This is a genomic window from Pseudomonas sp. OTU5201 (assembly GCF_038440135.1).
Lineage (GTDB): Bacteria > Pseudomonadota > Gammaproteobacteria > Pseudomonadales > Pseudomonadaceae > Metapseudomonas > Metapseudomonas resinovorans.
The window spans coordinates 30,876-44,152 of sequence record NZ_JASATC010000010.1 but is presented as its reverse complement, the minus strand read 5'-3'; the positions used below and the strand labels follow the sequence as shown (position 1 = coordinate 44,152).

Genomic DNA, 13,277 nt, shown 5'->3' with positions numbered 1-13,277 from the left:
ACGCCGTGGATGTCCCTGGGGTTTAGCGGTCGATCTGGATTTCCACTCGACGGTTCATCGCACGACCGTCCTTAGTGGCGTTGTCGGCCACCGGCTGACTTTCACCCGCACCACCCACACTGAGGATGTTGGAAGCCGGGATGCCACTGCTCACCAGATAGTCGGCAACCGATTGAGCACGGCGCTCCGAAAGTTTCTGGTTGTAGGCATCAGAGCCAACGCTGTCGGTGTGACCAGTGATGGTCAGCTTGGCGTCGGGGGCTTCGTTCTTCAGGCGACTGGCAACGGTGTCCAGCTTGGCTTCGTCGGCCGGGTCAAGCTTGGCGGAGTCGAATGCGAAAAGCAGGTCGCGGACAACAATGGTTTCGTGCTCGACAACCACCTCTTCGACCACCGGCTCTTCTGCCTTGAGCGGGCAGCCATCGGCGTCTACTTGGGTCCCGGGCGGAGTGCCAGGGCACTTGTCGCGACTATCAAGCACACCATCACCATCTTCGTCGCCATCGCCATGAACCCAGCAATAAGCGGCTGCAGTACCTGCGCCGATCAGGGCGCCCCAGCCGGCATAGGTACTGCTTTCAATCGCACCCAGTCCCGCACCTACCACACCCCCTACTGCAGCACACTTGGGCCAGTCGGTTTTCTGCAAGCCGGCGCAGCCGGTCAGCAAGCTGGTCACAAGAAGCAGGGGTAAAGCTGTCCGTATAATGCTCATAAGCGAGTCTCCTCTTAGAATCGGCCCATACCGACAAATAGGGAGTAAAGACGCCAGCCCCGGAAACCGCCAGCACTAGGCCATGTCTCGCCTTCAGGCTAGTCTTGCCCCACTGGTTCGAGGATTTTCAATGACTGACAGCTTCTCTTCCCGCACGCCCCAGCAAGCCCTCGCGGCTTTGCTCGAACGTTATGCCCCACTCAGCCTGCTTCTGGTCGGCAACAGCCCCCTCCCCGCACTGGAAGCCTTCGCTGCCGCCCACCCGGACTGCCAGGTGATACAGATCCCCGCCGGCCCGTTGCCGCCGGAGCAGGCAGGGTGTCGTTTCGACCTTGCGCTGCTGGCGGACTGCCTGGAACACCTTCCCAAACGCACCGGCCTGCAACTGCTGGGTGGCATTCGCAACCTGAATGCCAGCCGGGTAGCCGTGCTCGCGGACCTCAACGCCTGTGGCTGGCAGGACACCGACTTCTTCTCCCTGGCGCTGCAGGCCAGCGAACGCTTCCGCCGCGACCAGCAGACCCTGACCCTTTTCACCTACGACCTGCGCGAATACAAGCAGGTCCCCGACTGGCTGAACGCCAAGTTCTGGGCCAACCCGGAAAACTTCGGCAAGTACTGGTGGTAAGCCATGAGCACTACGATCTGTCCCTGTGGTAGCGGCAACCTCCTCGAGGTCTGCTGCGGCCGCCATCACGCCGGCCACCCTGCCGCCAGCGCCGAGGCACTCATGCGTTCGCGCTACAGCGCCTATGTGCTGGGGCTGGTGGACTACCTGGTGGAAACCACACTGCCCGCCCAGCGCGCGGACCTGGACGTCGATGCAATTCGCGCATGGAGCCTTTCCAGTACCTGGCTCGGCCTGGAGGTGGAAGGCCATGAGCTCCTTGGCGGCCAGCCAGAGCACGCTTTCGTCACCTTCACCGCGCGCTGGCATGACCAGTCGGGCGAACACAGTCATCGTGAAAAGTCCGCCTTCGTCCAAACGGATGGCCGCTGGTACTTCCTCGACCCGACGGTTGTGGTCAAGGCGGGACGCAACGACCCCTGCCCCTGCGGCAGCGGCCAGAAATTCAAGAAGTGCTGTTCGAGTTACTTCTGAATCACCAACGAAGAGGCCCGCAAACTACGGGCCTCTTGCACTCTATTTGCGCTCTTCCAGGCGCAGATGGGAAGTGTCTGGCGGGGGTATGGCCGGAGGCGACTTTTCCTGGCCCATATCGCTACCGACTGGCGCCAAGCTCAGGTCCGACAGGTCGAAACGCGGGGCCGTAGCCTGCGGCTTGGCGTCCTGTAGGTCCGCGCCGACCGGGGCGATACCAAAGTCCGGTGCATCCACCCCGACAAAGGCGGCCATGTACTCATCGCGCGGCGCCACCTTCAAACGGCCCGACGCGGCGGACTGGACCGGGGAAGGTGCCGGCGCGGACTGGACCTGGGGTTCTGGCGGCGGGGCCAGTTCCACTTCCTCGATTTCCGGCTCCATGGACACCACCTCTACCAGCGCGCCAGCGCGCTCCAGGGTCGAGCGGTACTTCTCTGCTGCGGCTTCATCCAGGTTGTTCTTCAGGACTACGCGCCGCCCGGAGAACAGCATGGCAATCCGCTGGGCATCCGCCTGGAACAATTTGGCGAGGTTGGCCTGCACCAGTTCCAGTCGAGCACCGGATACCAGCTTCCCGGAAAAGGCGATCTCGTAACGCCCCATTGGTCACACTCCTGTCCGAATTGTCCTGCAGTATGGCGCAGGTTTTTTTCGGCCCACAACAGGTTGCGGCCAAGCAGTTGCTTGTTACACTGGAGCGTCACTTGGAGTATTGCAATGTTTTCCCAGGCGCAAATGATAAGAATTCTCAGCCTATTGTTTTCCTTGGCCCTCCCTTTTTCGGGCCTCAGCGGATGTTCCACTTGGATCAGCGACGGCTTCCAGGACCCCGACGTGCGCCTGCTCAAGGTGGACGTGGTACGTGCCAAGCTGCTGGAACAACAGTTCGTGCTGCGTTTTCGCATCGACAATCCCAACGACGTCAGCCTTCCAGTGCGCGGGCTGGTCTATACCGTTCACCTCAATGACGTGAAGCTCGCGTCAGGCGAATCCAGCACTTGGTTCACCGTGCCTGCCCATGGCAGCCAAACGTTCGATGTCCCGGTGCGCACCAACCTATGGCGCCACATGAAGTACATCGTGAAGCTCCTGGAAAAACCCGACGAGCCCATCAAGTACCGCCTCCAGGGTGAAGTGAAGACCGGGTTGATGTTCGGCAAGAGCGTGCACCTCAGCCGCAATGGCGAGATAATCCCCGGCAGTTACATTCCGGAGTAGAACTTTCATGAGTCAAGAACCCCACGTCCATGGTCCGAACTGCAACCACGACCACGACCACGACCACGATCATCAGCACCACGTGCATGGCCCGCATTGCAACCACGGCCACCAGGAGCCGGTGCGCAACCCGCTGAAAGAAGTGGGCCGCAACGATCCCTGCCCCTGCGGCAGTCAGAAGAAATTCAAGAAGTGCCACGGCGCCTGACGCCGGCGCACTTTTCCAGGCCCGCCTAGTGCGGGCCTGTTCGTTTCAGGACCGAGCAAACACCCCTTGGAGACTTCCAGATGATCGACCTGTACTACTGGACCACCCCCAACGGTCACAAGATCAGCCTGTTCCTCGAAGAAACCGGCCTGCCCTACCGCGTCCACCCGATCAACATTGGCAAGGACGAACAGTTCCAGCCGCACTTCCTGAAAATCTCGCCGAACAACCGCATCCCCGCCATCGTCGACCAGGAGCCGGCGGACGACGGCGAGCCGCTGTCGCTGTTCGAGTCCGGCGCCATCCTGCTCTACCTGGCCGAAAAGACCGGCCGCTTCATCCCGCAGGACCTGCGGGGCCGCCAGGAGTGCCTGCAGTGGTTGTTCTGGCAGATGGGCGGACTTGGCCCGATGGCCGGGCAGAACCACCACTTCAACCGCTTCGCCCCGGAGAAGCTGCCCTACGCCATCCAGCGCTATGTGAAAGAGACCGCGCGCCTCTACGGCGTACTCGACAAGCGCCTGGCGGACCGCAGCTACATCGCCGGCAGCGAATACAGCATCGCCGACATGGCCATCTACCCCTGGATCGACCGCCACCTGTGGCAGGAGCAGAACCTGGACGATTTCCCCAACCTCAAACGCTGGTACCTGGACATCCAGGCCCGTCCGGCTACTGTTCGCGCCTATGCGCTGGTGGAACAGGTGAATCCGACTGCGGTGAAAAAGTAGGCTGGACGGCGCTTGCACGGCGCGGGGCGGCTCACTAACGTAGCGCGTTTGATCAGATGCCCCTCTCAGGAGAGCCCGTTCCATGGCTTTGCCAGCCTTCAAGCGCTTCCTTCCCCGGTTCTGCGTTGCCGCCGCCGCTGGCGCCATGATCGGCCTCAGCGGCTGCCAATCCTGGCTGGACAACCGCTACTCCAACAGCCTGCCGCCCACCTCCGGTTTCCAACCGGTCAAGGGACTGGCTCAGAGCGTCTCGATCCGCCGCAACCCGCTAGGCATGCCGCTGATCGAAACCACCACCTTCCACGACGCCCTGTTCACCCTTGGTTACGTCCACGCCTCCGACCGCCTCAGCCAGATGGTCGGCCTGCGTCTGATGGCCGAGGGCCGCCTGGCCGAAATGGCCGGCCCCGGTGTGCTGGAGATCGACCGTTTCATGCGCGCGGTGAACCTGCGCAAGAGCGCCGACATCCTTTACAAGAACGCCTCGCCGCGCCTGAAGGAGTTCTTCGCGGTCTACGCCCGCGGTGTCAACGCCTACCTGTACCGCTACCGCGACAACCTGCCAATGGACCTGGCCGAGTCCGGCTACAAGCCGGCGTACTGGAAGCCGGAGGACTCGGTGCTGGTGTTCAGCCTGCTGAACTTCGGCCTGGCGGTGAACCTGCAGGAAGAAATCGCCTCCCTGGTCATGGCGCAGAAGGTCGGCGCCGACAAGCTGGCCTGGCTGACCCCAATCTACCCGGATGAGCCGCTGCCCTTCGAAGAAGCCGAGAAGCTCAAGGGCCTGCAGCTCGGCGGCCAGATTCCCGGCCTGACCGCGTTGAACGACGCCGCCGGCCAGATCGCCGCGCTGAACATGCTCGGCGTCGCTGCCTCCAACAACTGGGCCATCGCCCCGCAGAAGAGCCGAACCGGCCGCAGCATCCTGGCCAACGACACCCACCTGCCGCTGTCCATGCCCTCGGTGTGGAACTTCGTGCAGATCCGCTCGCCGAAATTCCAGGCCGCGGGCGTTTCCATCGCAGGTGTGCCAGCCGTGGTCGCCGGCTACAACGGCAAACTGGCCTGGGGCATGACCATGGTCATGGGCGACAACCAGGACCTGTTCCTGGAGAAGATCAAGCGCGAAGGCAGCCGCCTCTATTACCAGGCCAATGGCAAATGGGTACCCGCCAGCGAGCGCATGGAAACCTTCTTCATCAAGGGCCAGCGCCCGGTGCGTGAGGTGATCTACGAAACCCGCCACGGCCCGCTGCTGAACTCCGTCCTGGGGCAGCGCAAGCACCCGTTGCAGCCGCTGGAGATCAAGAGCGGCTACGGCATCGCCCTGCAAACCAGCCAGTTCGAGGCCGACCAGTCCCTGGATGCCTTCTTCGCCCTGTCGCGTGCCCAGTCGGTGGAAGAAGCCCATGAAGCGACCCGGAACATCCGCGCTGGGGCCCTGAATATCCTCTATGCCGACGCCAAGCACATCGCCTGGCAGGTCACCGGCCGCTATCCGAACCGCCGCGAAGGTCGCGGATTGCTGCCCTCCCCTGGCTGGGATGGCCGCTACGACTGGGACGGTTACGCCGACCCCATGCTCCACCCCTACGACCAGGACCCGGCCCAGGGCTGGCTCGGCACCGCCAACCACCGCACCGTGCAGGGCGGCTACGGCGTGCAGCTGTCCAACTCCTGGTACTACCCGGAACGCGCCGAACGCATCGCCGAGCTGGCAGGCAGTGGTGGCAAGCACGACTGGCAGAGCATGATCGCCATGCAGTACGACCAGACGAGCCCCTTCCCGGCCAAGCTCAAGACCATGTTGCAAGACCCGGGCATGACCCAGCCGCTCAAGCAGGCCATCAACGCCCTGCCGGCCGCCGACCGCGCCAAAGCCCAGGAAGGGCTCGACCGCCTACTGGCCTTCGACGGCCGTCTCAGCCCCACGTCGGCCGACGCCGCCTACTACGGCGCCTTCCTCCACGAAAGCGCGCGGCAGATCTTCCTCGACGAACTCGGCCCGGAAACCAGCCCGGCCTGGCGCGCCCTGGTGCAGACCGCCGACCTCTCCTACTCGGCCCAGGCCGACCACCTGCTGGGCCGCGTCGACAGCCCGTTCTGGGACGACGTCAGCACCCCGCAGACGGAGGACAAGCCGGCCATCCTCGCGCGCAGCCTGGCTGCCGCCGTCAGCTACGCCGAAAGCCGACTGGGCGCAGACCGCAAGGCCTGGCAATGGGGCAAGCTGCACACCTATGAATGGGTGACCGAAAGCACCCAACTGGCGCCGTACATGAGCGCCAGCCAGCGCACCGGCCTGAATGCCCTGAAGGGCTATCTGGATCGCGGCCCCTACCCGGCCGGCGGCGACCACAGCACCCTCAACGTCTCGGCCTACCACTGGGGACAGGACTTCGACACCTGGCTGATCCCGGCCATGCGCATCATCGTCGACTTCGGCCAGCCCGAACCCATGCTCGGCATGAACAGCTCAGGCCAGTCCGGCAACCCGGCCAGCCCGCACTACGCCGACGGCATCGATGCCTGGCTCAAGGCGCGCTACATGAAGTTCCCCTTCCAGCCGCAGAACCTCGATGCCGTCTACGGCACCAAACGCCTGATGCTGACCCCGCAAAAATGATCGGGCGGTGGCGGAACTTCCCACCGCCCCGTCGCTCTGATCCAGTGGACTTACTCCATAGATCACATTTCAAGGCGCCCCCGGGCGCCTTTTCTTTTGCCCAGGCCTCAGACCCGTAGGGGCGAATTCATTCGCCAACCGGGCCGCAGGTCCGGCCTGCAAGGTCGAAGAGGGATGCTACGCATCCCTTGGCGAATGAATTCGCCCCTACAACGGACTGTCTTGCGCATCGCCGGCACGTTGCCGCATTCTGCGCCCTTTCCACGGTCTGCCCGGAGCGCCGAGAACCAACCATGCCCGACAGTGCCTTTTCCGGCCGCATCGTTCAGAACCTGCTGGACACCGACTTCTACAAGCTGACGATGATGCAGGCGGTACTGCACAATTACCCCAACGCGGAAGTCGAGTGGGAGTTCCGCTGCCGCAACGATGAAGACCTGACGCCCTACCTCGCGGAAATTCGCTACCAGATCGAGCAGTTGGCGGACATCTCCATCACCCCGGACCAGTTGAACTTCCTCGAACGCATCCCCTTCATCAAGCCGGATTTCACCCGTTTCCTCAGCCTCTTTCGCTTCAACCTGCGCTACCTGCAACTGGGCATCGAGGACGGACAGCTCTGCGTGCGCCTGCGCGGCCCCTGGCTGCACGTGATCCTCTTCGAGATCCCGCTACTGGCGATCATCAGCGAGGTGCGCAACCGCTACCGTTATCGAGATGTCAGGCTGATCCAGGCTCGCGAGCAGCTCTACCGCAAACTCGACTGGCTAAAGGCCAATGCCACCGACGAAGAACTGGAAGGCTTCCAACTGGCCGATTTCGGCACTCGCCGGCGCTTCTCCTACCGGGTCCAGGAAGAAGTGGTGCACATCCTCACGCGTGACTTTCCCGGCCGCTTCGTCGGCACCAGCAACGTGCACCTGGCGCGCGAGTACGACCTCAAGCCCATCGGCACCATGGCCCACGAATGGTTGATGGCCCACCAGCAGCTCGGCCCGCGTCTGATCGACAGCCAGATCGCCGCCCTCGACTGCTGGGTACGCGAATACCGCGGCCTGCTGGGCATCGCACTGACCGACTGCATCACCATGCAGGCCTTCCTCAACGACTTCGACCTGTACTTCGCCAAACTCTTCGACGGCCTGCGCCACGACTCCGGCGATCCGTTGGAGTGGGCGGGAAAAGCCATTTGCCATTACGAGAAGCTCGGCATAGACCCGCTGACCAAGACACTCGTATTCTCCGACGGCCTCGACCTGCCCCGCGCGCTCGCGCTCTACCGTGCCTTGCGCGGGCGCATCCACGTCAGCTTCGGCATCGGTACCAACCTGACCTGCGACATCCCCGGCGTCGAGGCCATGAACATCGTGATCAAAATGACCGGCTGCAACGGCCAGCCGGTGGCGAAGATTTCCGATGCACCGGGCAAGACCCAATGCCGAGACGAGAACTTCGTCACCTACCTGAAACACGTTTTCCGCGTCACCGACGCCCAGTAAGGACTCCGCACATGAGCAGCAATCGCCAGCAAGAAATCGCCAAAGCCCTGGACGTTGTTCCGCCCTTCGCCAACGAAGCCGCCCTGGTGGCCGAAATCGAACGCCGCAAGGCCTTCATCAAGGGCTGCCTGCGCTCGTCCGGCCTCAAGGTCCTGGTGCTGGGCATCAGTGGCGGCGTCGACTCCACCACCGCCGGGCGCCTGGCCCAGCTCAGCGTCGAGGAACTGCGCGCCGAGACCGGCGATGCCGGCTACCGCTTCATCGCCGTGCGCCTGCCCTACAACGTCCAGCACGACGAGTCGGACGCCCAGGTGGCGATGAACTTCATCCGCGCCGATGAAGAAGAGACCGTCAACATCGCCGACAGCGTGATCGGCCTGGCCGAACAGGTCACCCACCTGAACCAACTCACCGATGCCCGCCGCGACTTCGTCACCGGCAACATCAAGGCGCGCATCCGCATGGTCGCCCAGTTCGCCATCGCCAACGCCAACAACGGCCTGGTGATCGGTACCGACCACGCCGCGGAGGCGGTGATGGGCTTCTTCACCAAGTTCGGCGACGGTGCCTGCGACCTCGCTCCGCTCTCCGGCCTGGTGAAGAACCAGGTGCGCAGCATTGCCGATTACCTCGGCGCGCCGGACTCCCTGGTACACAAGGTCCCCACCGCCGACCTGGAAGAACTGCGTCCCGGCAAGCCCGACGAAGAGGCCCATGGCGTGAGCTACGTGGAAATCGACGCCTTCCTCCACGGCCAGGAAGTCAGCCCCGAGGCGTACGCCACCATCGTCCGCACCTACGACAACACCCAGCACAAGCGCATCCTGCCGCTGGTGCCCTGATGCGCTGATGGGTGGCTCCCGCCTGATGCTCCTCGCTTACCTGTGGGGGCCCGGCCTGCCCCGTCAGACTGCGCGGTGATGGGCAGACACGTTGGGTTTCGCTCCTCTACCCAACCTACGAAACCGGGCCTGGGATCAGGCTCGGCTCGCGCATCGCCCCCTGGGTGGAGGTGCAGCCCGCGCAGTTGAACGTCTATCGCAGACACAAGAAAGCCGGGCATTGCCCGGCTTCTTCGTTGCGGATCGGCCTCAGGCCTTGGGCAGGGTCACCCCGGTCTGGCCCTGGTACTTGCCACCACGGTCCCTGTAAGACACTTCGCAGGCTTCGTCCGACTGCAGGAAGAGCATCTGCGCCACGCCTTCGTGGGCATAGATCTTCGCCGGCAGGTTGGTGGTGTTGGAGAACTCCAGGGTCACGTGGCCTTCCCACTCGGGTTCCAGCGGGGTCACGTTGACGATGATGCCGCAACGGGCATAGGTGCTTTTGCCCAGGCAGATGGTCAGCACATCGCGGGGAATGCGGAAGTACTCGACCGTGCGCGCCAGTGCGAAGGAGTTCGGCGGGATGATGCAGACGTCGCTGTTGATATCCACGAAGCTCTTCTCATCGAAGTTCTTCGGGTCTACCACGGCGGAATGAATGTTGGTGAACACCTTGAATTCCGCGGCGCAGCGCACGTCGTAGCCGTAGCTGGAAACGCCGTAGGAAATCACTCGGCTATCGTCCGCGCCACGCACCTGGCGCTCGACAAACGGCTCGATCATGCCGTGCTCCAGCGCCATGCGGCGAATCCACTTATCCGATTTGATGGTCATGGCGGGCGTCCTGTCAGGGGCTGAAAAATTGACCGCGAATCTTACAGTCCGGCGCAGGCCTGGGCAAAGGCCCCGCCGGATGGCCGGAACGTCAGTCGTCGCTGATCGTAATGTTCGGCATGGCGGTGGCCGCCTGGTCGGACAGCGCAATGCGCGCCCCGACGCAGCGGGCCATCTGCTGGTAGATCATGGCAATCTGGCTTTCCGGGTCGGCGATGGTGGTGGGCTTGCCGCCATCGGACTGCATGCGGATGGCGATGGACAGCGGCAGCGACGCCAGCAGTTCCACGCCGTACTGTGCGGCCAGCTTCTCGCCGCCGCCCTCGCCGAACAGGTGCTCGGCGTGACCGCAGTTGGAGCAGATGTGCACGGCCATGTTCTCCACCACGCCCAGTACCGGGATGTTCACCTTGCGGAACATCTCCACGCCCTTCTTGGCGTCCAGCAGTGCCAGGTCCTGCGGGGTGGTGACGATCACGCTGCCGGCCACCGGCACCTTCTGCGCCAGGGTCAGCTGGATGTCGCCGGTGCCCGGCGGCATGTCCACCACCAGGTAGTCGAGGTCTTCCCAGGCGGTCTGGGTGATCAGCTGGATCAGTGCACCGGAAACCATCGGGCCGCGCCACACCACCGGGGTGCTGTCGTCGGTGAGAAACGCCATGGACATTACCTGTACGCCATGGGCCTCGATGGGCACGAAGAACTTCTGGTCACGTACCTTCGGCCGGGTGCCTTCGGGGATGCCGAACATGATGCCCTGGCTGGGGCCGTAGATATCGGCATCGAGGATGCCAACCCGCGCGCCCTCGCGGGCCAGCGCCAGCGCCAGGTTGGCGGCGGTGGTGGACTTGCCCACGCCGCCCTTGCCGGAGGCCACGGCGATGATGTTCTTCACGTTGGCCAGGGCCGGCACCTGCTCCTGCGCCTTGTGCGCCTCGATCACGCAATCCACCTGCACGTCCGCGCTGTCCACGCCGTCCAGGTTCTCCAGGGCCATCTTCAGCATCTGCGCCCAGCCGGACTTGAACAGCCCGGCGGCGTAACCCAGCTCCAGGCGCACACGAACCTTGCCGCCCTGAATGTCAACTTCACGCAGGCAACCGGCGCTGACCGGGTCCTGGTCGAGGTGGGGATCGGTGAACTGGCGCAGGGTCGCTTCGACCTGGGCGCGGGAAACGGTGCTCATGGCAGGACTCCAAAATAAAGACCGAGCAAATCAGGCGGCTATCCTACCCGACCACCCGCCCGCTTGGTCCTCCAGGCGTGAAAAAATCGCGCCGGGCCTATATAGTTGCCGACTTCCCTTTTGTTTCGTATCCGGTAGCCGAGCACCATGACCGAGCCCCGCAAAATCCTTGTGACAAGCGCCCTCCCCTATGCCAATGGTTCCATCCACCTCGGGCATATGGTCGAGTACATCCAGACCGATATCTGGGTGCGCTTCCAGAAGATGCGTGGCAACCAGGCTGTTTATGTCTGCGCCGACGACGCCCACGGCTCCGCCATCATGCTGCGCGCCGAGAAGGAGGGCATCACCTCCGAGCAGCTGATCGACAACGTCCGCGCCGAGCACACCACCGACTTCGCCGACTTCCTGGTGGACTTCGACAACTACCACTCCACCCATTCGGAAGAGAACCGCGTACTGTCCAGCAGCATCTACACCAAGCTGCGCGACGCCGGCCACATCGCCACCCGCCCGGTGACCCAGTACTTCGACCCGGACAAGCAGATGTTCCTGGCCGACCGCTTCATCAAGGGCACCTGCCCGAAATGCGCGGCCGACGACCAGTACGGCGACAACTGCGAATCCTGCGGCGCGACCTACTCGCCCACCGAATTGAAGAACCCGAAGTCCGCTATCTCCGGCGCCACCCCGGTGCTCAAGGAATCTCTGCACTACTTCTTCAAGCTGCCGAACTTCGACGCCATGCTGAAAGAGTGGACCCGCAGCGGCGCCCTGCAGGAGTCGGTGGCCAACAAGATCGCCGAGTGGCTGGACGCCGGCCTGCAGGAATGGGACATCAGCCGCGACGCGCCCTACTTCGGGTTCGAGATCCCGGACGCCCCCGGCAAATACTTCTACGTCTGGCTGGACGCCCCCATCGGCTATATGGCCAGCTTCCAGAACCTCTGCGCACGTCGTCCGGAGCTGGACTTCGACGCCTTCTGGAACAAGGATTCCAACGCCGAGCTGTACCACTTCATCGGCAAGGACATCGTCAACTTCCACGCCCTGTTCTGGCCCGCCATGCTCGAAGGTGCCGGCTACCGCAAGCCGACCGCGCTGAACGTACACGGCTACCTGACCGTGAACGGGCAGAAAATGTCCAAGTCCCGCGGCACCTTCATCAAGGCGCGCACCTACCTGGACCACCTGCAGCCGGAATACCTGCGCTACTACTACGCGTCCAAGCTGAGCCGCAGCGTCGACGACCTCGACCTGAACCTCGACGACTTCGTGCAGAAGGTGAACTCCGACCTGGTGGGCAAGGTGGTCAACATCGCCAGCCGCTGCGCCGGGTTCATCCACAAGGGCAACGCCGGCAAGCTGGTGGCCGAGAACGCCGCACCAGAACTGTTCGCCGACTTCAAGGCCGCCGTGCCGAGCATCGCCGAAGCCTATGAGAACCGTGACTTTGCCCGCGCCATGCGCGAGATCATGGCGCTCGCCGACCGTGCCAACGCCTGGATCGCCGACAAGGCGCCCTGGGCCCTGGCCAAGCAGGAAGGCAAGCAGGCCGAGGTGCAAGCCGTATGCGCGGCGGGCGTCAACCTGTTCCGCCAGTTGGTGATCTTCCTCAAGCCGGTACTGCCGCAACTGGCCGCCGCCGCTGAGCAGTTCCTCAATGTCGCCCCGCTGAACTGGGACGACCACGATACCCTGCTCGCCGACCATCAACTGAATGCCTTCAACCCGCTGATGACCCGCATCGAGCCGGCGAAGATCGAAGCCATGGTCGCCGCCTCCAAGGAAGACCTGGCCGCCGCCTCCGCCCCTAAAGGCAATGGCGAGTTGGAGAAAGACCCCCTGGCGGCGGAAATCGCTTTCGACACCTTCGCCGCGGTCGACCTGCGCATCGCGCTGATCGAGAAGGCCGAGTTCGTCGAGGGCGCCGACAAGCTGCTGCGTCTGAGCCTGGATATCGGTGATGCCAAGCGCAACGTCTTCTCCGGCATCAAGAGCGCCTACCCGGACCCGAGCAAGCTGGAAGGCCGCCTCACCCTGTACGTGGCCAACCTGGCGGCGCGCAAGATGAAGTTCGGCGTCTCCGAAGGCATGGTCCTGGCTGCCGGCCCCGGCGGCGAGGAAATCTACCTGCTCAGCCCCGACAGCGGCGCCAAGCCGGGTCAGCGCGTCAAGTAACACCGCTGGCTCCAGCAAAAATGCCCGCTCCTGCGGGCATTTTTGTTCAGGAGCACCGAATACGTAGAGTCTGGTGGAGCGAAGCGAGACCCATCACTGGCTTAAGCCCGCCAACCGAATCCGCATGGACCTGAGCTAGCCTTGTATCAG

General features: G+C 63.5%; 13 protein-coding genes. 9 read left to right on the top strand and 4 right to left on the bottom strand.

All coding sequences use genetic code 11. The features are described from left to right. Positions 1-22 precede the first annotated feature (22 nt). Positions 23-715 (bottom strand): OmpA family protein, encoded by a 693-nt coding sequence (locus AAHM40_RS08485; protein WP_342244237.1) that lies wholly within the window; start codon positions 713-715, stop codon positions 23-25. Positions 716-845: 130 nt separating this feature from the next. Here AAHM40_RS08485 and AAHM40_RS08480 point away from each other — a divergent pair, with 130 nt between their 5' ends. Beyond that, positions 846-1,343, top strand: a complete 498-nt coding sequence (locus AAHM40_RS08480) for a DUF6231 family protein (RefSeq protein WP_342244236.1) — start codon at positions 846-848, stop codon at positions 1,341-1,343. Positions 1,344-1,346: 3 nt separating this feature from the next. Further along, on the top strand, positions 1,347-1,817 hold the full coding sequence (locus tag AAHM40_RS08475) for a YchJ family protein (protein ID WP_342244235.1): 471 nt from the start codon (positions 1,347-1,349) through the stop codon (positions 1,815-1,817). A gap of 42 nt (positions 1,818-1,859) precedes the next feature. On the opposite strand, the gene AAHM40_RS08470 is transcribed toward AAHM40_RS08475, so the two are convergent. Next, positions 1,860-2,423, bottom strand: coding sequence for a hypothetical protein (locus tag AAHM40_RS08470; RefSeq protein ID WP_342244234.1), 564 nt, complete (start codon positions 2,421-2,423; stop codon positions 1,860-1,862). 114 nt (positions 2,424-2,537) lie between these two features. On the opposite strand from AAHM40_RS08470, the gene AAHM40_RS08465 reads away from it, so the two are divergent. From AAHM40_RS08465 to nadE, 6 genes are all read left to right on the top strand, one after another. Next, on the top strand, positions 2,538-3,038 hold the full coding sequence (locus tag AAHM40_RS08465; RefSeq protein ID WP_342244233.1) for an LEA type 2 family protein: 501 nt from the start codon (positions 2,538-2,540) through the stop codon (positions 3,036-3,038). A gap of 7 nt (positions 3,039-3,045) precedes the next feature. Further along, complete coding sequence (locus AAHM40_RS08460) at positions 3,046-3,246, top strand: SEC-C metal-binding domain-containing protein (RefSeq protein WP_028631029.1); 201 nt, start codon at positions 3,046-3,048, stop codon at positions 3,244-3,246. 80 nt (positions 3,247-3,326) lie between these two features. Then, a complete protein-coding gene (locus AAHM40_RS08455) occupies positions 3,327-3,977 on the top strand; it encodes a glutathione binding-like protein (RefSeq protein ID WP_342244232.1) in 651 nt (216 codons plus the stop codon). 82 nt (positions 3,978-4,059) lie between these two features. Further along, positions 4,060-6,603, top strand: a complete 2,544-nt coding sequence (locus tag AAHM40_RS08450) for a penicillin acylase family protein (RefSeq protein ID WP_342244231.1) — start codon at positions 4,060-4,062, stop codon at positions 6,601-6,603. 293 nt (positions 6,604-6,896) lie between these two features. Continuing rightward, positions 6,897-8,102, top strand: a complete 1,206-nt coding sequence (gene pncB, locus AAHM40_RS08445) for a nicotinate phosphoribosyltransferase (protein WP_342244230.1) — start codon at positions 6,897-6,899, stop codon at positions 8,100-8,102. Between the two features lie 11 nt (positions 8,103-8,113). Next, positions 8,114-8,944: an ammonia-dependent NAD(+) synthetase gene (gene nadE / locus AAHM40_RS08440; protein WP_342244229.1), complete on the top strand. Its 831-nt coding sequence runs from the start codon at positions 8,114-8,116 to the stop codon at positions 8,942-8,944. A 249-nt stretch (positions 8,945-9,193) separates the two neighbouring features. Here nadE and dcd read toward each other — a convergent pair whose 3' ends face one another. Both dcd and apbC read right to left on the bottom strand, forming a co-directional pair. After that, the gene (gene dcd / locus AAHM40_RS08435) at positions 9,194-9,760 is read right to left on the bottom strand and encodes a dCTP deaminase (RefSeq protein ID WP_028631034.1); all 567 of its coding nucleotides are present in this window, start codon (positions 9,758-9,760) and stop codon (positions 9,194-9,196) included. A 91-nt stretch (positions 9,761-9,851) separates the two neighbouring features. Then, on the bottom strand, positions 9,852-10,946 hold the full coding sequence (apbC, locus tag AAHM40_RS08430; protein ID WP_342244228.1) for an iron-sulfur cluster carrier protein ApbC: 1,095 nt from the start codon (positions 10,944-10,946) through the stop codon (positions 9,852-9,854). A gap of 147 nt (positions 10,947-11,093) precedes the next feature. Between apbC and metG the strand changes: the two genes are divergently transcribed. Further along, positions 11,094-13,127, top strand: a complete 2,034-nt coding sequence (gene metG, locus AAHM40_RS08425) for a methionine--tRNA ligase (protein WP_342244227.1) — start codon at positions 11,094-11,096, stop codon at positions 13,125-13,127. Positions 13,128-13,277 lie beyond the last annotated feature (150 nt).